This window comes from Mesorhizobium sp. M6A.T.Cr.TU.016.01.1.1, from assembly GCF_003952585.1.
Classification (GTDB): Bacteria; Pseudomonadota; Alphaproteobacteria; order Rhizobiales; family Rhizobiaceae; genus Mesorhizobium; species Mesorhizobium mediterraneum.
In genome coordinates this window covers 4390174-4412903 of the sequence record NZ_CP034452.1, presented here as the reverse complement: position 1 = coordinate 4412903, position 22730 = coordinate 4390174, and the positions used below count along the sequence as shown (strand labels likewise).

General features: G+C 61.0%; 22 protein-coding genes. 13 read left to right on the top strand and 9 right to left on the bottom strand.

Annotated features, from left to right (window positions below):
* Positions 1-4: 4 nt before the first annotated feature.
* Positions 5-232 carry a hypothetical protein gene (locus EJ075_RS21190; protein WP_126105612.1) on the bottom strand — a complete coding sequence of 76 codons (228 nt, stop codon included), beginning with the start codon at positions 230-232 and terminating at the stop codon, positions 5-7.
* 292 nt (positions 233-524) lie between these two features.
* Between EJ075_RS21190 and EJ075_RS21185 the strand changes: the two genes are divergently transcribed.
* The 4 genes from EJ075_RS21185 (at position 525) to EJ075_RS21170 (ending at position 3772) form a co-directional block, all read left to right on the top strand.
* The gene (locus tag EJ075_RS21185) at positions 525-824 is read left to right on the top strand and encodes a hypothetical protein (protein ID WP_126105611.1); all 300 of its coding nucleotides are present in this window, start codon (positions 525-527) and stop codon (positions 822-824) included.
* A 442-nt stretch (positions 825-1266) separates the two neighbouring features.
* Positions 1267-2049 carry an SDR family oxidoreductase gene (locus tag EJ075_RS21180; protein WP_126105610.1) on the top strand — a complete coding sequence of 261 codons (783 nt, stop codon included), beginning with the start codon at positions 1267-1269 and terminating at the stop codon, positions 2047-2049.
* Between the two features lie 233 nt (positions 2050-2282).
* Positions 2283-3218, top strand: coding sequence for a hypothetical protein (locus EJ075_RS21175; protein ID WP_126105609.1), 936 nt, complete (start codon positions 2283-2285; stop codon positions 3216-3218).
* 56 nt (positions 3219-3274) lie between these two features.
* A complete protein-coding gene (locus EJ075_RS21170; protein WP_126105608.1) occupies positions 3275-3772 on the top strand; it encodes a DinB family protein in 498 nt (165 codons plus the stop codon).
* Positions 3773-3973: 201 nt separating this feature from the next.
* Here the strand turns inward: EJ075_RS21170 and EJ075_RS21165 are convergent, their stop codons facing one another.
* From EJ075_RS21165 to EJ075_RS21145, 5 genes are all read right to left on the bottom strand, one after another.
* Positions 3974-5530: a serine hydrolase gene (locus tag EJ075_RS21165; RefSeq protein WP_126105607.1), complete on the bottom strand. Its 1557-nt coding sequence runs from the start codon at positions 5528-5530 to the stop codon at positions 3974-3976.
* 238 nt (positions 5531-5768) lie between these two features.
* A complete protein-coding gene (locus EJ075_RS21160; RefSeq protein ID WP_126105606.1) occupies positions 5769-6344 on the bottom strand; it encodes a dihydrofolate reductase family protein in 576 nt (191 codons plus the stop codon).
* Positions 6345-6471: 127 nt separating this feature from the next.
* A complete protein-coding gene (locus tag EJ075_RS21155; RefSeq protein WP_126107403.1) occupies positions 6472-6996 on the bottom strand; it encodes an SRPBCC family protein in 525 nt (174 codons plus the stop codon).
* A 5-nt stretch (positions 6997-7001) separates the two neighbouring features.
* The gene (locus EJ075_RS21150; RefSeq protein WP_126105605.1) at positions 7002-7391 is read right to left on the bottom strand and encodes a metalloregulator ArsR/SmtB family transcription factor; all 390 of its coding nucleotides are present in this window, start codon (positions 7389-7391) and stop codon (positions 7002-7004) included.
* Positions 7392-7494: 103 nt separating this feature from the next.
* Positions 7495-8130, bottom strand: coding sequence for an ankyrin repeat domain-containing protein (locus tag EJ075_RS21145; protein WP_126105604.1), 636 nt, complete (start codon positions 8128-8130; stop codon positions 7495-7497).
* A 128-nt stretch (positions 8131-8258) separates the two neighbouring features.
* Between EJ075_RS21145 and EJ075_RS21140 the strand changes: the two genes are divergently transcribed.
* From EJ075_RS21140 to EJ075_RS21125, 4 genes are all read left to right on the top strand, one after another.
* Entirely contained in the window at positions 8259-8828 is a 570-nt protein-coding gene (locus EJ075_RS21140) for a histidine phosphatase family protein (RefSeq protein WP_126105603.1), read from the top strand.
* An 87-nt stretch (positions 8829-8915) separates the two neighbouring features.
* Complete coding sequence (locus EJ075_RS21135) at positions 8916-9308, top strand: VOC family protein (RefSeq protein WP_126105602.1); 393 nt, start codon at positions 8916-8918, stop codon at positions 9306-9308.
* A 255-nt stretch (positions 9309-9563) separates the two neighbouring features.
* The gene (locus EJ075_RS21130; RefSeq protein WP_126105601.1) at positions 9564-10574 is read left to right on the top strand and encodes a DUF4105 domain-containing protein; all 1011 of its coding nucleotides are present in this window, start codon (positions 9564-9566) and stop codon (positions 10572-10574) included.
* Positions 10575-10690: 116 nt separating this feature from the next.
* Positions 10691-11545, top strand: coding sequence for an aldo/keto reductase (locus EJ075_RS21125; protein ID WP_126105600.1), 855 nt, complete (start codon positions 10691-10693; stop codon positions 11543-11545).
* A 123-nt stretch (positions 11546-11668) separates the two neighbouring features.
* Here the strand turns inward: EJ075_RS21125 and EJ075_RS21120 are convergent, their stop codons facing one another.
* The 3 genes from EJ075_RS21120 to EJ075_RS21110 form a co-directional block, all read right to left on the bottom strand.
* Positions 11669-11974 (bottom strand): hypothetical protein, encoded by a 306-nt coding sequence (locus tag EJ075_RS21120; RefSeq protein WP_023799134.1) that lies wholly within the window; start codon positions 11972-11974, stop codon positions 11669-11671.
* Positions 11975-12119: 145 nt separating this feature from the next.
* Positions 12120-12926 carry a class I SAM-dependent methyltransferase gene (locus tag EJ075_RS21115; protein WP_095489330.1) on the bottom strand — a complete coding sequence of 269 codons (807 nt, stop codon included), beginning with the start codon at positions 12924-12926 and terminating at the stop codon, positions 12120-12122.
* A gap of 210 nt (positions 12927-13136) precedes the next feature.
* Positions 13137-13325 (bottom strand): hypothetical protein, encoded by a 189-nt coding sequence (locus EJ075_RS21110; protein WP_095489350.1) that lies wholly within the window; start codon positions 13323-13325, stop codon positions 13137-13139.
* A gap of 567 nt (positions 13326-13892) precedes the next feature.
* Here EJ075_RS21110 and EJ075_RS21105 point away from each other — a divergent pair.
* From EJ075_RS21105 to EJ075_RS21085, 5 genes are all read left to right on the top strand, one after another.
* Positions 13893-14540 (top strand): response regulator transcription factor, encoded by a 648-nt coding sequence (locus EJ075_RS21105; protein ID WP_126105599.1) that lies wholly within the window; start codon positions 13893-13895, stop codon positions 14538-14540.
* Positions 14541-14875: 335 nt separating this feature from the next.
* Positions 14876-18493, top strand: coding sequence for a DUF5801 repeats-in-toxin domain-containing protein (locus tag EJ075_RS21100; protein WP_126105598.1), 3618 nt, complete (start codon positions 14876-14878; stop codon positions 18491-18493).
* A 78-nt stretch (positions 18494-18571) separates the two neighbouring features.
* Positions 18572-20353: a type I secretion system permease/ATPase gene (locus EJ075_RS21095; RefSeq protein WP_126107402.1), complete on the top strand. Its 1782-nt coding sequence runs from the start codon at positions 18572-18574 to the stop codon at positions 20351-20353.
* Complete coding sequence (locus EJ075_RS21090) at positions 20350-21699, top strand: HlyD family type I secretion periplasmic adaptor subunit (RefSeq protein ID WP_126105597.1); 1350 nt, start codon at positions 20350-20352, stop codon at positions 21697-21699. Before EJ075_RS21095 ends, EJ075_RS21090 begins: the two co-directional genes overlap by 4 nt.
* Before the next feature lie 111 nt (positions 21700-21810).
* Positions 21811-22704, top strand: a complete 894-nt coding sequence (locus EJ075_RS21085) for a LysR family transcriptional regulator (protein ID WP_126105596.1) — start codon at positions 21811-21813, stop codon at positions 22702-22704.
* Positions 22705-22730 lie beyond the last annotated feature (26 nt).

Below are 22730 nucleotides of genomic sequence, written 5' to 3'. Positions count from 1 at the left end.
CTCATCAAGCATAGAAAACCGGCGGACGGCAGCAGCCACGCATCCAATAAAGCGCCAATGCCAGCGCTGGGAATTTTTCGTTACAATTGAATACATGGGACGACAGTTCGCCCGCAAACCCGCTCGTCGTCTTTTTAGCACTGACCCACCTTTTAGCACTGACCACCTCCCGCACATGGTCGAATATTTCCATCTGATATTTGGCCGCTTCGGGCACATAGCTGTCCTTCAAGATGAAACATGGTACTCGGGCGGCGCGCGAGAGGCTGGTGTTCGAAAGCGACGCCTAAGGGGCCTAATCGAAACGCCAGCCTGTCGCCTTGCGCGGACGGCCGATACGGTTCGCCGAAGGCATTATCGGGTCGAGGCTCGGATCGTCGATATTGCCGAAAAAGGGCAAGCCATACCGTACAGCCGGGGATGTGCAGGTGCTGCCCCTTGATCAATTTCATTCCAAGCTGCCCTTCACGCAGCCTGGATGGGCTCTACCTACATCTTGGTTCCAAATACTGGAGGACAGCACAATGAAGCACGTTCTCGCATTTGCATTCTTCATTGGCGCCGGATCGCTGTTTGCCACGGCAGCCTATGCCGAACCGCCGGACCATGCCCGCAACGATGACGCATCGCTCCATCCCGGTCATCAAGGGCACCTGTCGAGCGGCCGCGAATACCCAGGAAGACCTGCCACTGAGTTCCACGAGAGCCTAGAGGCGGAAGGAGAGCCGAGCTTTCCGACCGGTCCGGGTGGGTGGGCCGAGCAACAGAGCGACGGCGCCAACGTCCAGCGTAGCAGCACCGACGCAACGGCCGAGGGCAGGTAAACACAGGTCCTGACGGGTAAATCGGCAATGGCCGGTGCATGCACCGGCCATGATCCAGATCGCGGGAGAGCAGGAAGAAAATGACTGCGGCATGGATCGCAGGTCCATGAGGCCTAAACGATCGATGACCGGCTGACGGTCGTAGAGCCGCGCGCTTGCCGCGCCGCGATGGCATCCTCAAGCTCGCCTGAATGCGGCTGCTGCCCTTATTCGATGCCTCTTGGCGTTTCGGTCTAAGAGACTGAGATCCGCCTTCCAGCTGACTTCCCGCGCCGATTAATAGGTCAATCGGAAAGAGCGCCGAGCGCCATTGCCCGACGTTGGCAGTCAGCGTCGCGGGTGTCGCGATCCGCCGCGTCCACTCGCAAGACCTTCCTGCGGCAGTGCCAATGGCTTTCCCAGACTGCAAAGGTATAGTGCTCGAAACTGGCGGGGTGGTGTGATGTCGACCATACTTGTGACTGGGGCAACAGGTGGGATCGGGCAAGCAATCTGCGAACGCCTTGCGGCCAGTGGCACTCGGCTGATGCTAGCGGCCCGTAATCAGGTGCGACTTGAGTCGCTGGTTTCGAGCCTGCCTGCACCAGCCGACGGTTCGCATGAGGCCATACCGGTTGATATGGCATCCGATGCCGCATTGGTCGAGTTCGATCGACACCTCGCCACCTCCGCCCTGAAGCTTGATGGGGTGGTTCTTATGCCGCCCCAACCGCATTCGTCCGCTGACCCTATGCCCGAGCCAGAGGTCTGGCGAACACTGTTTCAGACAAGCTTCATTGGGCCGTTGTCCCTGTTGAAGTCGGCTATCGCTCGGATGGAACCGGCCCCTGAAGCAGGCCGTCGCTGCAAGGTAGTGATCATTTCCGGCATTTCTTCGGCTCAGGTTCTTAGCCACTATGCAACCGCCAACGTCATCCACACCGCTTGGCTTGGAGAAGCGAAGACGCTTGCCTTTGCGCTGGGCGAAAGAGGTATTCATGTGAACACTCTTTCACTCGGCGGCACGCTGTCGCCCTGGTATCGGGATGCGATTGGCAGGCGTGCGCTAGATGCCGGCGTGACCTTTGAACAAAGGATTGCGGTCGAGACCGACAATATCCCACTCAAAAAGTATGGGACGCCGTCTGAAGTTGCCGTCGTCGTCGAGGGCCTATTGTCGCCCCTCACTGATCACATGACAGGTTTGAACATTCTACACGATGGCGGCTTCACTCGGGCGTATTGAGGACGCCCTCAGCGCGATTGCGGGCTGACCTTCCATCTTGTCCGTGGTTGCCTGATCTGCCGTTTATTTGTCGTGCAACGTTCCCCTTTCACCGATTGCTGACGTTGAGCGCAACGGAGCTGAAGGTCGTTTTGGGGTCATTTTCCGGATGTTGACGCCCCTATGAACATGTAGGTGTTGAGGCCGAATGGTATTAGTCTGCGCGGTCTGGGCTTCAGGGACGCGGCAAAGGGATGGATTTCAACTCAGGCCAAGGCTATTTCCTCATCGGCGGCCTCATCCTGGTCGGAGCCGGGCTCCTGATCCTTTCGCTGATCGTGAATGTTCGTGTGGCGCACAATGTGCGCCACGACATACGCCATCGTGAAAAGCTGCTGGAATATTATCGCAACATCTTTTCCCAGCTCGGCGTCATCCTGATCGGCATTGGCGTTTCCCTGTTCATCTTCTTTTTTCAGCAGAATTATCAGGACCAGCGCAAACGCGAAACGGAACTCCAGCTGGTTCTCGCCAAACTGGCCGCGCGCATTGCTCGCGGCGCCGCCGTGGTCGAATACCTCGGCGAATTCGATGCGCTGCTGGACGATGGCGGGCCCTACGTCAGCCCGGAACTCGGTGGAACGAACACCGCGATCAGCGCACACCGGGCGGAACTCGGCAAGCAGGTCGCCAGTATCTTTTTGGTTGAGCGCGACGTTGAGGTTCAAGCGTTCGAGATCCTGAATTTGTCGCGCGATTTCGAAGCATCGTTCGTCGTCAACGAACTTGATCCCTCGCTGTGGTTCAACATCGTCCGGGATGAGAGCGAAATCAAATATGCCACCACGCAGCTCGCCCTCGACTACAAGGACCTGCAGGATGCGATCGGCGGAGACTCAATCGCGGTTGCGATCGCAAATCCTGGAAAGGAGGCAAAGATCAAGCAGGAGGTGCTCGACATCTTTTATGATGCCGACCTCTTGCGCCTGCGCAGCAGGAGACTTCTCGGCCGTGCGTGCTGGCTTTTCAGCGAGGGGCGGAACTTCGTCAACCTTGGACCGGTCAACGAGATCGAAGCCGATGCCAAGTCGCACCAGGAGTGGATCGACCGGTCGAAACCCTTCCTGACGCAGTTGAAATCGGGAAGCGGCGATTGCTTCAAATTGCTCCAGTTCAGCCCGACGTCTTGAGTTGAGACCAGCGGTCATTCTCCACCGAAAATCGATAACCATTGGAGCCCGAGAAAATGATCTCATCCGGATACTGCCGACTCATGGCCCGTTACAACACTTGGCAGAATACCTCTTTGGTAACTGCCGCTGATGGGCTCACGAATGTGGATCGCTGGAAGGATCGAGGTGCGTTCTTCCAATCAATCGCAGCTACGTTGAACCATCTTTATTGGGCTGATGCCCTGATTCTACAGCGAATAAAGGGGAACGAGCGCCCAGAGGAAACCATCAAGCACTCCCTCACAAGCCCATCGGATTGGGATGACTTCAAGACGCTCCGTTTGCAACGGAACGAGGAAATCGAAGAGTGGGCAGCACGATTGCTCGACGCGGACCTCAACGGGATGGTTGTTTGGTATCCTGGGGGAGGTTCAACGCGGATCGAGAAGCCAAAGGCTCTCTGTGTTGTTGAACTCTTCAACCATCAGACCCACCACCGGGGTCAGGTCCACGCGATGTTAACAGCAGCGGGTGCAGAACCAGAGCCAACTGACCTTTCGATGCTGGCATAGCTTGTCCGTTATGGGCTGATTGCGGGCGAGTGCTTTGTCGCGAAACTCCCGATTAAAACGACAGTTCTGCACCCGACTTCTGCGACAGATATGATCCATGACGACGGCCACCTGCAAGGTCAGCTTTCAGAGCCATCACTTCCTGACTGAACGGCCGAGATGGGGTCGAACTCGGTCGTTCAGATTGATTGGGTTTTGACTCTAATCTCCCACGCGCCGCAGTGTGCCGAGATGATTGTCGTCGAGAAACTCTATGGTCATGGCCGACGCCTTGCCGTCGGGGCCGATGACAAAGCTTACGCCGGCGGGCCTGTCCGGCGTCTCGGCGTCCGGGAAGCTCAGGAACAGGTCGCCGTCGAAATGCTTCAATGAATAGGACCGCGCGCCGGCTGGCCCGACCTTGAGCACAAGAGCGTCTCCCGCACTGGATACGACCGCATCGCCGATGAAGTCGTTGGAGTAACGGCCTGCATAGGCGCTGGCCGGGACGGCTGGCCTTGCCGGAGACGGTGGCGCGGCATAGGTGGCCTTGGCCCTCGCGACCGCCGGGCCGAACAGGCTCGCATAGGTGTCATCCCATGCCTTGACCCAATCCTTCTCGACCGTTCCGTCAAAGGCGAGATCGGCGAAGCTGTCGGACAGCCCTTCCGGCACGCCTGTCGAAAAGGCGTTGGCGACGATGACGATGCCAAGCTTCTCCTCCGGGAAGAGCGTCACCAGGGTGCGTGCGCCAACGCTGAAGGCGCCGGCATGACCCCAGCTCAGGCCATGCCGGCCGAATTCGACATTCCAGCCGAGGCCGTAGAAGGACGTGCCGCCTGAGACGGGGTTCTTGCCGCGCGCCATCAGGGGAACATGCGTCTGGTCCAGCGCGTCGGCTTTAATGAGGGTCTCACCGGCATAGACCCCATTGCCGAGCACGAGGCGCACCCATTGGGAGAGATCGCGTGCCGTGGAGCTGACGCCGCCTGCGGGCGCCTGCGCATCTGGGTCGCGCTTTACCTTCGCGGCCCAGACGCCGTCGATCTTGACGTGGAGCGCGGCGCGATTGGCGTGCTTGATGAAGTCCGCATGACGGGAGCTGGTCGAGGCCATTCCAAGCGGACGGTAGAGCTTCTCCTCGGCGATCTCCTCCCAAGGCTTGCCCGTCGGCTTCGCGGCAGCGACGGCACCCTCGGTCAGGCCGAAATTGCTGTAGGAGTAGCCGGCACGAAAGCTCGACGATGGCGAGACGAACCGCAGACGGCGCAGGATCTCCGCGCGGTCGTAGCCAATGTCCTCAAGGTCGTCTCCGGCGGTGCCGGGAAGTCCGCTGCGGTGGGCGAACAGGTCGCGGACCGTGAGCTCACTGGTCGGATAGGGCTCGGACAGCCGGAAGGCCGGATCGAGATCGGCGATCTTCGCATCCCAGGAAACGATTTCCCCGCTGACCAGCGCCGCCACTATCGTTGCGGAGACCGGCTTGGAGAGGGAGGCGATCTGGAACACCGTGTCGGCGTCGACGGCCTCCGGCTTGCCGGCCTCGCGATGCCCGAACCCCTTGAGGAAGACCACCTTGTCGCCGTGGACGACCCCGATGGCGAGACCAGGCACCCCACCATCCGCGACGACGCCTTCGGCAAGCGCCTCGAGCTTCGACAGGGCTGCCGCGATCCGGTCTGGCGTAATGGTGTCGGCCGACGCCGCATGCGGCGAAAGCACCATGACGGCGATGAAGGCCCACATCCCCCAACGGCGGAGAGTCCGATCCAGTCGCACGCTCCAGCTCCTCCCCTGCATTCACCGTTCATAGTACAGGCCCGCGCAGGAAAGGCCAACACTCAGGATGATGCAATGTGGCAAAGCTCCGCGATGGTCCGGATTGTGTCACGACCGGACCTTTGCCGGCGCGAAGCTCGCCCCGAGCCTTTGCGGTCGTTCAGTTTCAACGGCAGGTTTCGCTCCTGATAGACGGCCTGCGCCTCAGCGCTGCGAAAGTCTGCGAAGACCGGCTGAGTTAGCCAATTCCATAGACCAGGCTCACGCGCCCATCCGAAAGCTGCCCGACCTTCCGCAATTCGAGCCCACGACGATTTTGCGTCGTCGCAAACAGCGCCTTTCCTTCGCCGGCGAGCAGCGGATAGACGATCAGCCGGAGTTCATCCACCAGCCCGGCATCGATGAGGCTCGCGGTAATTCGGGCGCCGCCCATGAGATAGATGTCCTTGCCGGGCTGCTGCTTGAGGGCAGCGATGTCCTCGAAGGTCCGCACGAAGCGCGTCTTTGGCCAAAGCGCCGAAGTCATCGTGTTCGACAGCACATAATGCGGGGTCTGTTCGGCAAAGCGGGCCCATTCGAGCTCGGCCGGCATCGGCAATTTGCCGGTCATCGGCAGCGGCTTGTCCGGTTCATTCTGTATCGCGGTCCAATAGCGCTCATAGCCGGCATACATGGCGCTCCCGAGTAGACAGGCGTCGATTTGCGGCATCAGGCCGTATTCCTCCGACCATGCGTCGACCCAATCCGCGTATCCCTCGGGTCCCTCCATCTTGCCGTCGAGGGAAATCTTCATTCCGGTGATCAATTTGCGCATGACTTCCTCCATCGGGCTTGCAAAAAGCAAGCACGTTTCATCGTCGGTTCGTTGCTGGTGTGCGAGCTTCCAGGGGCGGATGCCGGTGGAGACTCGGCGGTGACTTCAGGGTGCCGACGCGATCGTGTCAGGTCGGCAGGCGGCGGTCGTATTCTTCGCGCAGGCGGCTCCAGCCATCCCAAAACGAGGTCGGCGTCTTGCCCGCGAGGCGGGCAGCCAGCATGTCGAGGTGCGTGTGCCAGCCGGCGGTGACGTTGAGCTGGGTTGCGCGTTCCGGCAGCCGGCGATGGATGACGGTGAGTAGCACATCATTGCCCTCCGGCTCCAGCAGGAAGGAAACTCCGCCGGTGTTTCCCCAGGTGATCGCGAGCTTGCGCGGCGCATCGAGTTCCGTAATGCGGCCCTCCATCCGATGCTCTTCGGGAAAACCTGCGGGGCGCTGGCCAGGCGGATCGGTCAGCTCGTCGTTACGCCAGACGAGTTCGAACGACGTGCCGGCCTTCATTTCCATCTGGCCCGCAGCCATCCACTGCCGGCGCAAGTCACTCTCGGTGAGATAAGCCCAGACGCGCTCGATAGGACCGGGCAAAAGGCGCTGAATGGTGAACGTGGCGGGCTCGGTCAGCTCGCCATAGGCTTCGATGCTTTTCATCTGGTTCACTGGTCGTCTCCTTCTTTTGAGTTGGGCGATTTCTTGGAATCATCCTGGGCTTTGCGTGCGTCCTCCTCGCGAAGGAGGCGTTCGAGAACGTCGAGGCGGTTGGTCCAGAAGCGCTCGTAGAAGCCAAGCCACTGATGGGCGCTGGCCAGCGGCCCGGGTTCGAGCCGGCAAACATGCGTCCGGCCCCTCACCTCTCGACGAATAAGCCCTGCATTCTCCAGCGCCTTGATGTGCTTGGAGGCGGCGGCGAGCGACATGGCGAAGGGTTGCGCCAACTGGCTCACCGTTCGCTCGCCGCCGGCGAGATCGCGAAGCATGTGCCGGCGGGTGGCGTCGCCAAGCGCGTGAAAGACCGAGTCCATCTGGGGCGCCTCTAATTCAACCATGTAGTTGAATATAGACGCGCGTCTTCAGATAGTCAACCGTTTGGTTGAATGATTTTGGAAGGAGACTCCACAGGCAGCCTGTAGCGGAAGCGGAGCGAAACCTTCACTTGCCTTCGAAGAAAGTATGAATCGAGGTTTCCAGCTTTTCGATAAGTTGAGGGTTATGGCAGCTTCCAGCCCAGATCAGGGCGTTCAGTCTCATATCCTTGTTGAGAAAGTTCATTTTCCGAGAATCAAGCAGGTATCCCGCGACGTCGTAGTGCCGTCCCTTGATAGCCTCGATAAGCGCGTTGTTTCTTCCGGTCTTATCACTCAGATTCACGTCGGCGCCATTCTCGACAAGCAGCTTAACGACATCCAGATGCCCGTTCTTTGCTGCTTCGATAAGGGCCGTCCTGCCGTAGTATTCGGCTCTTGCATTGATCTCTATTTCGGGATGTTTCACGAGAGCTAGAATGGATGCGTAGTGGCCCTTGGCCGAAGCGAGGCTCAAAGGCGTGCTCTTCCATGTGTTTCTGGAGTTCACATCGACAGCTGGGTGTTCGATCAACGCCTCGACCGCCGCGGTGCGGGCGTTGAGGGCTGCGAGATGAAGTGCTGACCAGCCGCCGCCGTCCGCCTCGTTGATATTGGCGCCGGCCGCCAACTCCGCTCGAACGGCCTCCGCATCGCCCCGTTCTGCCGCGAGCAGCAGATTCGACCAACCTCTCGCCCCTTCGGCTTCCAAGTTCTCGGTCAATGTAGTCGCCTCTCCGAATGCTCCCGCAGAATATCATTGTTCCGGTTCGGCCGACATCCATCGAATGACAGGCTTCCAGCGAAAAGCCTTCTCATTCGACAGCCCCATCGGATAAGGTGAGAAGCAAGATGCGAATTGGACGTCGGCGATTTCTGGTCCTGTCGCTCGGAGCGGCTGCCTTCGGCAAGGCACAAGCCTCCGAGCCACTTTGGGCAGCCCTGCGATCCGGAAAAGCTATCGCCTTGTTGCGCCATGCTGCCGCCCCGGGCTCCGGCGATCCCCCTGGCTTCAGGCTCGGTGATTGCAGCACACAGCGGAATCTGTCGGCAGAAGGTCGTGCGCAGTCCCGCGCGATCGGCGACCTGTTCCGTGCAAATGGCATCTCGTCGGCAGCCGTCTATTCGAGCCAGTGGTGTCGTTGCCTCGACACTGCTCGCCTGCTCGGTTTGGGCAAAGTTGTGCCTCTTGAGTTGCTCAATTCGTTCTTCGGCGACAGTGCGGCCGCAAAGGAGCACACCGCTGCCCTTTCGGCCTGGCTCCGCGGGCAGCGTTTCGGTGGACCAGCCGTTCTTGTCACGCATCAGGTCAACATCACCGGCTTGACCGGCGAGGTGCCGGATAGCGGCGAAATGATCATCGCCCGTATTCATGAAGCTGACCCCGTGCAGGTCATCGGGCATGTTGCCACGCCAGCTTGAGCATCATGGCGTTCGACCCCATCTCGTGCAGCGTCGCTTCAGTCGTGGAACAACGACGCGCGAGGAGAGATCAAAGGGAGTGATGGCATGGCTATCGATTTCAACCACACGATACTGTCGGCCCGCGACAGCGAGGCGTCGGCAAAATTCCTGGCGGAAATGCTCGGCCTTCCAGCCCCGAGGCGCTGGGGACCTTTCCAGATGGTCACGACCGAAAACGGTGCCAACCTCGACTACATGGATACAGCTGGCGAAATCACGCCGCAGCATTATGCGTTCCTGGTCAGCGAAGCCGAATTCGACGCGATATTCGGTAGGATTCGTGAACGGGCGCTCCCCTACTGGGCTGACCCTGGCCGGGCGCAGCTGGGCCAGATCAATCACCACGACGGCGGCCGCGGTGTTTATTTCGAGGACCCGAACGGTCACCTTCTCGAGATCATTACCCGTCAATACGGCAGCGGCGGATGGAACCCGTGATCGCTCGGTGACGTAGCCAGGCGGCGGACGCACTCAACTAGGTCATCATTTGATCGAACGGCCGATGCCGAACGCGCTCGTTTCGCGTGGGGCACCTTGTGTTCACTCCAAGCCTGCGAAATCCGCGACAACAGTAGTATCAGACCGATTGGTGCTCCAATATGGACAAGTAGAGTTGCCTTCGAACGTCCCGTGAGAAATGGCATCCAGGCAATGACAGGCCGCCGGAGGGCAGCCCGCCAGAGGGGGGAATAAATGCGTCGCATCGCTCGGACCTCGCTTGCCATCATCCTTTCGCTAGCCGTCGCAATCCTGACTGGCTGGGCCGGACTTGCCATGTGGTATCGCCTGCCCGTGGCTGAGCCTGGACGGACTATGGCCGGCGTCCTTTTCATCTTGTTCGGCCTCGCCACCGTCATTGCGCTCTTCAGCCGATTTCGCATCAGGGCGCTTGTCCTGTTTGTGGCTGCGCTTGCTGTGGTTCTGGTTTGGTGGAGCACCATCAGACCTTTCGATCATGCGGACTGGGCGCCCGATGTCGCCCGTCAGGTGACCGGCACCCGCGACGGGAATCTGTTGACGCTGACGGACGTGCGCGACTTCGAATGGCGTAGCGACACTGATTTCACCGAACGCTGGACAACGCGGACCTACGACCTCTCCAACGTTCAGACGGTCGACCTCTTCATGTCTTATTGGTCCGGGACCAAAATCGCCCATGTCATCATAAGCTTCGGCTTTGCAGGAGGTGACTACCTTGCCTGGTCGATTGAGGTGCGGCGCCGTGCAGGCGGCAAGTTTTCACCCATGGCAGACCTGTTCAAGAGCAATCCCCTGGTCATTATTGCGGCTGACGAGCGAGACGTCGTCGGCGTCAGGTCAAACGTTCGTGGAGAGGACGTCCAAATCTATCGGCTAAAAGTGTCACCGGACGCGGCCCGGGCGCTCTTGCTGGAATACGTCCTGGACGCAAATGCACTTTCCACGACGCCGGAGTTCTATAATTCCATCACGACGAACTGCACGACCACGATCGTCAAGATGATGCGAGCCGTCGGTGACGTGGTCCCGCTTGACTGGCGCCTGATCGTTAATGGCTATCTTCCCGAATATGCGTATGCACGGGGTGCGCTCGATAGCCGCTTGCCGATGTCGGCTTTGAGGGAGTTGGCCCACATTGACGGCCGTGCGCGGGAGTCAGGCCTTTCGCCAGATTTTTCAAGATTGATCCGGATTGGCGTGCCATCTCCCGTTCCAATTTATTGATCTCCAGGACCGTGTCACGGCGCACTTCTACTTTCTCCGCCTGTCGACTGGCCTTGGCGGGCACCGAGCCTAGATAAGCACTGCGCTGGGGCGAAAGGATGCAGAAGGACCTGAGCATGCCTGAACAGATTACCCTGAGTAAACCTGAACAGATCACATTGAACGATGGCTCAGCCATTCCCCAGATCGGCCTTGGCGTGTGGCAGGTCGATCCAGCCATCACGAGCCAGGTGGTGAGTTGGGGAATCGAGGCCGGCTACAGGTTGATCGACACCGCCGAAGGCTACCGGAACGAGGAAGGCGTCGGGCAGGCGATCCGCAAGGCTGGCGTGCCGAGAGGCGAGTTGTTCATCACCTCCAAGCTGCGCAATGGCGCGCATCAGCGTGACGCCGCCCTTCGGGCTTTCGACGAGACGATGAGCAAGCTCGGGATCGAAAAGATCGACCTGTTTCTGATCCACTGGCCAGTGCCCAGCCAGGATAAATATGTCGAGGCGTGGAAGACCCTGATCGAACTCAGGCAATCCGGCCGAATCAAGTTGATCGGCGTTTCGAATTTTAACCAGGACCATCTGGAGCGGATCATCGGCGAGACCGGGGTCACGCCCTCGGTCAACCAGATCGAGCTTCATCCCCGGTTTCAACAGCGCGGCATCAGAGATTTTCATAGCACGCACGACATCCGCATCGAAAGCTGGAGCCCGCTGGGCAGCGGCCGGCTATTGAGCGACCCGACCCTTGAAAAGCTCGCCGGAAAACATCGCAAGTCCGTGGCGCAGGTGATCATCAGATGGCACCTTCAGGAAGGGCTGATCGTCATTCCAAAGTCGGTCCACCAGAACCGGATCGCCGCCAATTTCGATGTCTTCGATTTCGAGCTGGACGCGGCAGACCTTGCGCTCATTCGAGGCATGGACTCATCAGACGGTCGCACCGGGCCGAACCCCACCACGGCTGCGTTCCTGTTCTGAGGGAGCCGACGGCGAAGCTGCCAATCTCCCCCCTCGTGGGGGAGATGCCAAGTTGGCAAAGAGGGCAGGACAGAGGGGGGCGCTGTCCCGCCGGCCCGTTGAAATTAGCCCTTCCCGCTCACCTCATATCCCCGATCCATCCAGCAGCGGGACATCTTCTTCGTCCCAGGGGCTCGGCAATGAACCCTTGCTCAGATTGGCTGTCGGCAGCGGCATCCAGCATTTCAGCTCGGGTTCGGCGTATTCAACCACGCGTCCTGGAGACGAGTCGGACGCGCGCCAGCCCTCGCTGCCGAACTGGTCGGCTCGAGACCAGTAAGCCAGGTCGACTTCCGCCGGCCCCTGTTCGGAGGGCCGAACCGTGACCAGGATTCGGCTGCCATCCCTTGGCGCGCTTGACATGTGACGCCACCGATCGGGCTCGTCCATCGTATCTCCTCCTGACGCCGGCATGACGACCTCGGCCGTCCAGACGAATAGTCGCTTCACGTGCAAAGCCGGTCAACCCGAACTTTGCGCAGGACAGGCTATAGTTGGCGGCCTGTCGGTCTGTCGCGACGTGGGCTCGCTGTCATCAGCGAACCTTGGCCTTGACCGCCCAGGCTCTCGTTTTCAGGGGAATCGACCCGTCCTCGCCGCGCGGCAGACTCTCACGGAGCCTCTCCATCAATTTCTGGCGAGCTGCGGGGGCGAGGCTCATGCAATAGCCGGGTGCGGGTCCCGCACCCAGGGTGAAGGGGTGCCAGTAGTCGTCAAAATCCTTGAATACGGCCGGCATTTCAAGCCGGGTGGAGTCGACGGAAACCAGACCGGCCTTCCTGGCGAGATCGGTCAATCCGTCTTGTGTGCAGAACGGAAAGCGCCTGTCCTCGGTAAGGTCGACAGCGCCGGGGTCGAGCGCCGCCGCAGCGGTCCAGAAGGCCCGCATGAATTCCACCCCGCCACCAGGATAATCCCAGACATAGAACCCAATCGTCGCGTCGCGGCGGGCCACCCGCCCCATCTCCGCGAGCGCCTTTTCCTTGTCGGGGATGAAGTTGAGAACAAGCGCCGACACGACCATGTCCTTGCTGCCGGATTCCATGGCCAGGGCCTGCGCATCGCCTGCGAGAAACTCGACGCGTTTGTCCGGCACGTTTGCCCGCGCCTTGGCGAGAAAACCCTCCGATGGATCTATGGACACCAAGCTCCTGGCGTTGCAGCGCGCCAGGATGGCTGCCGACAGCGCCCCGGTTCCGCAACCCACCTCCAGCCAATCCAGCCCCTCCGCTGGATCGAGCCAGTCCAGGAACAGTGGAGCGATCTGACGGCTCCATCGCCCCATATAGAGGTCGTAGCTATCCCCCGCCTGCCAGGCGTCGTGACGCGTTGCCTCAGCCATCGCCGTCTCCTCCCCGAGATAATTTCAGAGCATTGGTCGGCGGCAAGAATACGCCCGCCTCTCTCGCAGGAACAGAGGCACAAGAGTGCGGCCCGAACTCGAAATGTAGAGCAGATCGGACGCTGGACCTCTCCGATCCCGAGGGAAATCGCCTGCCGACGCAGGCGATCGGTCGGCTGGTTCCGTGCGGCTCTCTGGACCGCTCGCCGACTATCGCCGCGTTGCCGTTCTGGGAAATTCCACCACGTCTGCGGGCGGACGCTTGTACTGGGCCGCGACAATTGCATCGATCAAAATATCCAGAGCCGCACGAGCCATGCTGCTCGTCTCGTCATCGCCGCGCAAATAGTGGCAGGCTCGTTCAAGATGGAGGTGGGCGGCGGCAAAGTCGCTAGTCATGGATTCTCCTTTTGCCCGCCGTCCGACAAGGATGGCCATCTCGACTTACCCGAAGGCAAATATCCACAAGCGGATTTGAATCAAATTTGGCCGGTTAACCAGATCTTCAGCAACCCAAGGCGACCTTGCTGTGCGGACACGTGTTGAGCTCCGCCTCAGGCAACAGACCCGCTCCGGGGACCGGGGCGGGTTTTTGCTTGAATGTCGCCTGGGCAGAACTTGACATGGCGCGACGGCTGGAAGTCCGCCATTCGTCCAGGTTGGGCCAACCGGAGCAAGCATGCCTGACGTGGAAACCAGCCGCTACGCGCGCGCTCTCTTTCGCCCGACACCAGCAGATCGACGAGGGCGCGCACCCGGTCGGCCTAAAGCGCGCCGCATCAGCCGTGGTATCGATGCTACACATGCGTGCCAGGCTAGGGCAGCCGGGCCCGGCATGGCCCTAGCCTGGGTTACTGTTATAGCTACAGGTATATTAGTGATTTCTTGACAATCGCTTGGAGCTCTGCTTTCCTTGATTCATTGATAATTAAGTAAGTCGTGCGTTTTTTTGGGGACGGTGTTCGCATGTCAACCTTGGTTGTTGCGGACCCGCGGGGAGTCTATCTCGCCGGTCTGGAGTGGGTTCTGCGGAAGGCTGGCCACAGCGTTGTGGCAAACTGCCATCGCATAATTGACGTTGTCCCGCATGTGGAGCGCCATCGGCCTGATATTGTCGTCATAGGCGTGGACATCGCCAGTCAGCAGACGGCCAGTCTCTCCTCTCGACTGAGAACTATGAACAGCGCGCTGGGCATAATTTTCATCCTGCAACCAAACGGCGGGTTCGGCGTCAAGGACATACAGGAGCTCGACGCCGACGGCTTGCTGCTGGACGGCATCAGCCATAGCTATCTTGTCGAATGCGTAAATGTCGTGGCGGCCGGTCGAAAATGGGTCGACAACAACATCCTCCAGCATCTGTTGATGCCGATATCTCAGCATCATCCCGAGCCGAGGCTTACAGGACGTGAGGCCGAAGTCGCCAGCCTCGTCGTGCGCGGGTTCCGCAACAAGAACATCGCCGAGCAGCTGCACGTATCCGAGGGCACGGTGAAAATGCACTTGCACCACGTCTACGAAAAGCTCCACCTCAGCAGCAGGGCTGAATTGGCCTGGGCGACGTTTGACAAAGCTGCCGATCACCCGGGGACAGGTCACAAGAGCGGGCTTTGACCATCACCTTCGGCCAAGCGTCGAGGCCGCTGCGTCAACATGATATCGGCCACAGGCCGGAAACCCACAGCATATCGATCGCCCGTTACACCAACGCGGTCATCCGCAAGCGCCTGTCGGCGCTCGATAAATCGAAGGATGTATATCGTTCGATCAGGGTGCGGTTATTCACCACAATACTATCGAACCGAGAATGGACGCGTCCTCTCCATCGGCGACACAATAGGTTCGAGGGCTGCAATTCAGGACGCGACCGATGCACTCGGGTAGGTGCAATTCCGGCGTCTGGGGGTGGATCCCTTTTTCTTGAAGCGTTTTAACCAAGGAGAATCTCCATGGCAATCGACATCGTAGCTCAAGACATCATCATCGACGAGACCACCGGTCTTCAGGTCGAGGACGATGATGTTAACCCGTTGGATTCGCCGCACAGCACCGATCCCACGCTGCAATATCTCCTAGGTCTCGACGATGCGGGCGGGCTGACCTCACCGGAGGTCGCCTTCCAGACCGACTTCGTGGTCGCCTCGGCGAGTGCAGGGGAAACCATCACCTCGGTCGTTCTCTCCCAGAACCTCAATGGAACCCCGTTTTCCACCACCGTCGGCGTGAACAGCGACATTCAGACGGTCGATGGCAATTATGTCTGGCTGTTCCAAGACCCAACTCATGCAAACGTCGTGATCGGCGTCATCGGTACCTCTGACAGGACCGTCGCGCCCGACCCAACCGGTCCGCTCGCCTTCTCGCTTGGGCTGAACAGCACCAGCAACACCAATGCGAACCTGTACACGGTCCAGTATGTGCCGTTGTTCCATCCGGACGAGACCAACCCGGACGACCGCATCGATCTGACTGACAAGGTGTTCGCCTCTGTCACGGGGACCACCGTGGTCAATTTCGGCCAGCTTGGTGACGCCCCTCCTGGACACAACAATTGGTATATCCTCGACGCCGACGTAGCGAGCCCGCAGAAGATTCTTGTCACGGCTCACGACAATGGCGCGCAAGCTGAAGTCAACATCAGCACGCAAGGCTTGGGTGTCGCATCTCAAGACGTGCGCTTTGGCCGTGAGCTCCAGATCGACCTGATCAGCGGCGGCACCCAGAGCGCGGGTAAGGACTTTACCAACACGCCAACCGCGCCTGACTACGACGCCCACATCGAGAACGTCTCCGGCGCGGGTTTCTCGGTCTCGCAGTCGACGCCGACCAACACCGTGGCTGACATCGAGATCCACGCCTATAATAATGACGACAACGCGGAAGGCGCTAATCTCCCCGGTGATGACAACGATACGGAGATCAATATCACCGGAGTGACTTTCAAACTGAACGGCGTCGCAACAACAGCCGCGGCCCTGGGCATCACGGTTGATCTCAGCGGCACTGGACTGATCCTTCAGGATGTCGGCGAGGGCGTGACGGTCGACTTCACGACCGCAGGCGGGGCTGGCGGAACCTTTGACCGCTTCACCATCAAGAATATCGACACCGAGAAAGACTATTTCGATGTCAAGGAGGTGCACTTTTCTGGTGCTGTAGCCAACGCCCACAACGAACAGGTCGGCTCCTTCATCAACTTCGACGATGACGGGCCGACACTCTCGATCACGGCCGCGCCGACGGTTGGCGCCGCCGAGGTGGTCGAGGCGAGCGGGGTTGGCGGGCAGAGCCAGGCGACGATCACGCCGCCGACCTTCACGGCAAGCGGGGTCGACGGCTTCACAACCAATGTGACCTACGCCCTGGCCCTGGCGGGCGGGACGGCGACCGGGCTGCTGACGACGGCGGGCAACCATGCGATCACGCTAGTGGCCGACTCGGCCAGCCAGATCTCGGGCCAGTATGACAGCGACGGCAACAACACGCTCGATGCGACGGCGTTCACGGTGACGCTGTCTGGCACGACGGTGACGCTGACGTCGTTGGTTGCCCTTGAGCACTCGAACGCGCCGCAAGGCGCGGGCGAGGACAACTCGCTCGACCTCGGCACTCTGATCAACGTGGTGTCGACGGTGACGGTGACGGACGGCGACGACGACGTCGTGTCGTCGCAAAGCGCGAGCTCGGGGCTGTCGCTGACCTTCAACGACACCGATCCGACGCTCTCGATCACGGCCGCGCCGACGGTTGGCGCCGCCGAGGTGGTCGAGGCGAGCGGGGCTGGCGGGCAGAGGCAGGTGACGATCACGCCGCCGACCTTCACGGCGAGCGCGGTCGACGGCTTCACGACGAATGTGAGCTACGCACTGGCCCTGGCGGGCGGGCCGGCGACCGGGCTGCTGACGACGGAGGGCAACCATGCGATCACGCTGGTGGCCGACTCGGCCAGCCAGATCTCGGGCCAGTATGACAGCGACGGCAACAACACGCTCGATGCGACGGCGTTCACGGTGACGCTGTCTGGCACGACGGTGACGCTGACGTCGTTGGTTGCCCTTGAGCACTCGAACGCGCCGCAAGGCGCGGGCGAGGACAACTCGCTCGACCTCGGCACTCTGATCAACGTGGTGTCGACGGTGACGGTGACGGACGGCGACGACGACGTCGTGTCGTCGCAAAGCGCGAGTTCGGGGCTGTCGCTGACCTTCAACGACACCGATCCGACGATCACGGCACCGTTCGACGGTGACCAGACCGGTGCCCCCGGAACCCCCGAGACGCTGGCTAACACGCTCAACGCGTCGGCTACCGGAGCCTTCGGGTACGACATGACGGACAAGCACACGGCCGCAGAGTATGCGGCGGGTGTTAGCGACTTTGTCGATACCAACGGTGCTTTGGCGGGCACCCAGATCGCGCTGACCGGCACGGTCGACAACGCGCAGAACCCGAATATCACCCAAGCGGTCGCAACCCGCACGGCTGAGACCGATACATCTGCGTCGTTTGCCTTCTCGTTCCACTACGACAAGGACCCAATCACGGCTGGTGTGCAGGACGCTACGGCGGGCGGCACGCTTGTCTTCGACAAGGCTGCCGACACCTACACCGTCACCCTGACCGACGTGATCGACGGGTTCAGTTTCGACGTGCTTCACACCAGCGAGTTGGTGGCGAAAGCGCCCACCGGCAACACGGGACACCCGCTGATCGTCGCGGAGCAGCTGACGCCGAACGGCGATCCGGATCCGTTCTTCGTGCAGTTCACCGCAAACTCGACCACCCAGCAGATCGGCTTCGGGTTCAACTCGACCGGCGACGGAGCGACCGTTGGTGACACCACGTTCAACAACGGAGGTGCCACCCACGACATGATCACCAACGCCCACGAAGACTGGGTGTCTGCAACCCGGGCGACAAACGGGGTCGCCGGTGACACGATCCAGAAGGGTGAAGTGCTGACGTTGCGGTTCTTCCAGGAGAACATCCTGGGCGACGTTAACCCGAATGCTCCCGAGGGCGGCACCGAGAGGCTTGACCCGACCACATCTGCCAGTGGGGTCGTGATCAAGTTCGACGGCATCGGCAGCAGTGAGGACCTGGTCCTGATCCTCGATCTCAGGGACGCCAACGGCAATGAGATCACCAGGGCCGTCAACGTGCAGAACTCGGACCTGATCAAGGGCAACGCCAATGTGCCCTCCCCGTACAACACCGAGTTCACGCTCGATAACAACGATGCCCTCCTGATCTTGGAGAGCAACGACTACAATGATGGCACCGAGACGTTCCAGATCCAGGGCGTGCAGATCATGCAGAGCGCCAATGGGCTGGAGGGTACCGCCATCAACCTGAACGGGGCCATCGGATCGGGCGGTAACAGCAATGCCACCTCTGGTCTGACGGCATGGGACACGACCGATAACGACGTCCTGAAGATCGTGGACATCGGGTTTGTGCAGCAGACCAGCGGGACGATCAGCGCCGACCTCGTCTTCGCCTTCAACGTGGCGGACGCGGACGCGGACCAGACTTTGACGCAGCAGATACTTGTTGACGTCGCCTGACACTTGACCAAACGGGGGCAGCCAATGCTGCCCCCGTACTGCCACCCGCGATCTGTTGCACGAGATGTCATCCAAATGATGAAAACCAACCAACAGCCCCCTGCCCTGCAGGTGGTGATGAAAGAGGCCCGACGCGCCGTCAAGCCGCTTATCTGGTTCAGCGCCGGTATTAACATGCTGATGCTGACCGGGGCGCTGTACATGCTCCAGGTCTACCACCGCGTGTTGGGCAGCCACAGCACGGAGACACTGGTGGTGTTGACGTTGATGGCGGCGACGGCGCTGGCGACAATGGCGGCACTGGAAGTCGTGCGCCAGCGCCTGCTGGCCAAAGTCGGAACGTGGATGAACGCGCGGTTGGCGCCTGTTCTCCTGACCGCATCGGTAGAGTACGCGGCCGCCGCGCCCGGTCAGGTTACCTCCCGCCCGCTGCGTGACCTCGACCAGGTGCGGAATTTCTTCACCAGCCCGAGTATCTACCCGATCCTTGACGCGCCTTGGGCACCGATCTTCTTCGCCGCTATCTTCCTCATGCACCCTTGGTTGGGCTGGCTGGCGCTGTGTGGCGGGATTGTATTGTTCGCATTGGCGTTGCTGAACGAGTACACCACACGCAAGCCGCTGACGGAGGCCGGTAGCGCGCAGTCGCGGGCTTACACGCAGGCTGAGGCCGTGATCCGCAACGCCGAGGTCGTGCAGTCTATGGGCATGTTGAAGCCCCTGCTCGAAATTTGGAAGGTCCGCCAGGACGAGGCGAACGAGGGACATTCCCGCGCCAGCAGCCGGGGCGGCACCATCTCGGCCACCGCGCGCTCCTTCCGTCAGGCCCTCCAGATCGCCATCCTCGGCCTCGGCGCTTATCTTGTATTGCGGAACGAGGCTTCCGGCGGCATCATGATCGCCGCCTCCATCCTGATGGGCCGCGCGTTGGCCCCGGTCGAACAAGCGATCGGCACGTGGAAGGCGACGGTGGGGGCCCGCGACGCCTACAAACGTCTCGTCGCAGTCGCCGGACAGCACCCGGAGGCCACGCCGGCCTTGCCGTTGCCGCGCCCGAAAGGTAAGTTTGAGGCCGAGAACATCGCACTCGCCCGGCAGGGCGGCGGCGAGCCGATTCTGAAAGGAATCAGCTTCCAACTCAACCCGGGCGAAGTGATGGCGTTGATCGGCCCGAGCGCGGCCGGCAAGACGAGTCTGGCGCGAGTGTTGGCCGGCGCTTGGCGCCCATCCGCAGGCCGCGCGTTGCTCGACGGCATGGACGTCGCCCAATGGGCGGCGGAGGACCGGGGCCGTCACGTCGGCTACCTGCCGCAAGACATCGAGCTCTTCGCCGGTACCGTCTCCGAAAACATCTGCCGCTTCGCGACGCTCAACCCCGCGGTCTTCAAGCACGTGGTCAACGCCGCGCAGCTGGCGGGCGTCCACGAACTGATCAAGGGGCTGCCGAAGGGTTACGCCACCGAGATCGGCGAGGCGGGCGCGGTGTTGTCGGGCGGACAGCGCCAGCGCATCGGGCTGGCGCGGGCACTCTACGGCGACCCGGCGCTCCTTATCCTCGACGAACCCAACTCCAACCTCGACAAAGAGGGCGAAGACGCACTGGCCGCCGCCATCGGTATCGCCAAGGCCACGAAAACGACCATCATCTTGATCGCACACCGCCCGAACATCATGGAGAAGGTCGACAAGGTGTTGGTCCTCAACCGCGGCCAGCAAGACCTCTTCGGCCCGCGCGACTATGTCTTCAACGAACTCGCCAACCGCGCCGGCAAGGTGGCCCAGATGCCAAAGGCAGCCCAGCTGCCAACCCTCGAAGTGGTCAAGGAAGTCAAAAAAATTAAAGAGGTCAAAGAAGCATGAGCCGTTCCCCAGAATTGAACGTCGTGCCGTTACCCGTCCCGCCACCCTCCGTGCTGGAACCGGTACCCCTGCGTCTCACGGGCGTGACGTGCACCGGGTTCGCGATCATGTTCCTGTTCTTCGGCGTGGCGGGGGGTTGGGCGGCGCTGGCACCGTTGGACAGCGCCGCAGTGGCTCCGGGCATTATCAAGGTCGCCGGCGACCGCAAGCTCATCCAGCACCTCGAGGGCGGCATCATCGCGGAGTTGAACGCCGCCAACGGTGATATCGTCAAGGCGGGCAAGGTCCTCATCCGACTCGACAACACACAGGCAACGGCGCAGCTTGACCTGATCCAGAACCGGATAGCAACGCGTGAGGCGCTGGCCGCGCGTCTCAGGACTGAGCGTGACGGCAAGGCCGAGATCGAGTTTGATCCGGCGTTGCTCGCAGACCCCGCCACCGCCGTAAAGGACGCGGTGGCCGCACAGCGTGACGTGTTCGCGGCGAAGCACCGCAACTTGAAGGACGAGCGGGAAATTCTCAGCCAGCGCCGTCACCAGACCGAGGAAGAGATAACGGGACTAGAGGAACTTATCGTCACCGAGGACAAGCAGATCGAGGCGATCGAGGGTGAAACCAAAGACCTTGAAAGTCTGCTCAAGAAGGGGCTGACCACCCGCGAGAGGAACCTGTTGCTCAGACGACAACAGCGGGTGGTAGAGGGGGAGCGCGCTACCAACGTCGCGGCAATCGCTCGTGCCAGAAGCGCCATGGCCGAGATTGAGATGCAAATTTTGAACCTCAACACAGTGCGGCTGAACGAGGCCGTCGAGGAGTTGAGCAAGGTCGAGGCGGAGTTGTTTGACCTCAGACAGGAGGAGCGTTCCGCCAAGGACGTGCTTACCCGTACCAATGTCGTCGCCCCAGTTGACGGCATCGTCATGGACCTGAAGGTCCACACGGCGGGCGGTGTCGTGAAATCCGGTGAGACATTGATGACAGTCGTGCCGCTCGGACAACAACTCGTGGTCGAGGCTATGGTCAAACCAGAGGATGTCGAGACGATCGCGCCCGGACAGCCCGCGCGCGTCAGCTTCCCGGCCTTCGCCCGCTACAACCTGCCACCACTCGACGGCGTCGTGGAGATCGTGTCGGCTGACCGCATGGTGGAGGAGCGCAGCGGCGCACCGTATTTCGCCGCAACCGTGTTGATCGACAAGAGCGAACTCGCCAAGCTGGAGGGCCGTAAACTGCTGCCGGGCATGTCGAGCGAGGCGCTGATCCGGACAGGTGCTCGCACCGTGCTTTCTTACCTCGCCGAGCCGATCACGCAGAACTTCCGCCGAGCCATGCGGGAAAAATAGGCCGCCCAACGTCTTCTTCATCTGACCAGATAAAAAACCGGCCCCGCGCTCGTGCATGGCCTTGCAATTAAGTGCCTGAATTGGGCATTAAGTTATGAGGTGGATTCATGAATGGCGCGCAGCAACGTCAACGACCTTCTTGCCTTCCTGGCTGTGGCGAAGGAGCGAAGCTCCACCAGGGCGGCCGCGCAACTCGGCGTTTCGCAGTCTGCGCTCAGCCATACGATCCGAGGGCTTGAAGAACGGCTCGGGCTCCGGCTGCTGACCCGCACCACACGCAGCGTCTCTCCGACGGAAGCGGGCGAACGCCTGCTGCAAAATGTTGGTCCGCGGTTTGAAGAGATCGAGACGGAACTCGCCTCGCTGAGCGAGCTGCGCGACAAGCCCGCCGGCACCATCCGCATCACGGCTGGCGAATATGCGGCCGACACGGTCCTCTGGCCCGCTCTGGCCAGGCTGCTGCCGGACTATCCCGACATCAAGGTCGAGATCGTCGTCGACTACGGCCTCACCGACATCGTCGCGGAGCGCTACGACGCCGGCGTTCGTCTCGGCGAGCAGGTGGCAAAGGACATGATCGCCGTGCGCATCGGGCCCGATATGCGCATGGCGGTCGTCGGCGCGCCGTCCTATTTCGCCAGGCGCAAGCCACCAAAGACACCGCAGGATCTGATGGCGCACGACTGCATCAATCTGCGGCTGCCGACCTATGGCGGGCTCTACGCCTGGGAGTTCGAGAAAAACGGGCGCGAGCTCAAAGTGCGGGTGGAAGGGCAGTTTGTCTTCAACACCTCTGCGCTCAGGCTGAACGCGGTGCTGGCCGGGTTTGGGCTGGCGTACCTGCCCGAGGATCAGGCGCGGGCTCACATTGCGGAAGGGCGCCTTGTCCGTGTGCTCGCCGACTGGTGCCCGCCCTTCTCGGGCTGTCACCTCTACTATCCGAGCCGAAGGCAGAACTCGCCGGCCTTCGCCGTGCTCGTCGACGCGCTGCGCTTTCGCGACTGAAAGGAGAGGCCGCCGCTCGCGCGGTT

Coding starts and splice junctions, on each gene's coding strand:
- EJ075_RS21155 (WP_126107403.1), bottom strand. CDS start 6,996: ATGAAAAGCATCGAAGCCTATGGCGAGCTGACCGAGCCCGCCACGTTC.
- EJ075_RS21150 (WP_126105605.1), bottom strand. CDS start 7,391: ATGGTTGAATTAGAGGCGCCCCAGATGGACTCGGTCTTTCACGCGCTT.
- EJ075_RS21120 (WP_023799134.1), bottom strand. CDS start 11,974: ATGGACGAGCCCGATCGGTGGCGTCACATGTCAAGCGCGCCAAGGGAT.
- EJ075_RS21085 (WP_126105596.1), top strand. CDS start 21,811: ATGGCGCGCAGCAACGTCAACGACCTTCTTGCCTTCCTGGCTGTGGCG.
- EJ075_RS21105 (WP_126105599.1), top strand. CDS start 13,893: ATGTCAACCTTGGTTGTTGCGGACCCGCGGGGAGTCTATCTCGCCGGT.
- EJ075_RS21095 (WP_126107402.1), top strand. CDS start 18,572: ATGAAAACCAACCAACAGCCCCCTGCCCTGCAGGTGGTGATGAAAGAG.
- EJ075_RS21175 (WP_126105609.1), top strand. CDS start 2,283: ATGGATTTCAACTCAGGCCAAGGCTATTTCCTCATCGGCGGCCTCATC.
- EJ075_RS21130 (WP_126105601.1), top strand. CDS start 9,564: ATGCGTCGCATCGCTCGGACCTCGCTTGCCATCATCCTTTCGCTAGCC.
- EJ075_RS21090 (WP_126105597.1), top strand. CDS start 20,350: ATGAGCCGTTCCCCAGAATTGAACGTCGTGCCGTTACCCGTCCCGCCA.
- EJ075_RS21140 (WP_126105603.1), top strand. CDS start 8,259: ATGCGAATTGGACGTCGGCGATTTCTGGTCCTGTCGCTCGGAGCGGCT.
- EJ075_RS21110 (WP_095489350.1), bottom strand. CDS start 13,325: ATGACTAGCGACTTTGCCGCCGCCCACCTCCATCTTGAACGAGCCTGC.
- EJ075_RS21170 (WP_126105608.1), top strand. CDS start 3,275: ATGATCTCATCCGGATACTGCCGACTCATGGCCCGTTACAACACTTGG.
- EJ075_RS21100 (WP_126105598.1), top strand. CDS start 14,876: ATGGCAATCGACATCGTAGCTCAAGACATCATCATCGACGAGACCACC.
- EJ075_RS21125 (WP_126105600.1), top strand. CDS start 10,691: ATGCCTGAACAGATTACCCTGAGTAAACCTGAACAGATCACATTGAAC.
- EJ075_RS21160 (WP_126105606.1), bottom strand. CDS start 6,344: ATGCGCAAATTGATCACCGGAATGAAGATTTCCCTCGACGGCAAGATG.
- EJ075_RS21115 (WP_095489330.1), bottom strand. CDS start 12,926: ATGGCTGAGGCAACGCGTCACGACGCCTGGCAGGCGGGGGATAGCTAC.
- EJ075_RS21180 (WP_126105610.1), top strand. CDS start 1,267: ATGTCGACCATACTTGTGACTGGGGCAACAGGTGGGATCGGGCAAGCA.
- EJ075_RS21185 (WP_126105611.1), top strand. CDS start 525: ATGAAGCACGTTCTCGCATTTGCATTCTTCATTGGCGCCGGATCGCTG.
- EJ075_RS21135 (WP_126105602.1), top strand. CDS start 8,916: ATGGCTATCGATTTCAACCACACGATACTGTCGGCCCGCGACAGCGAG.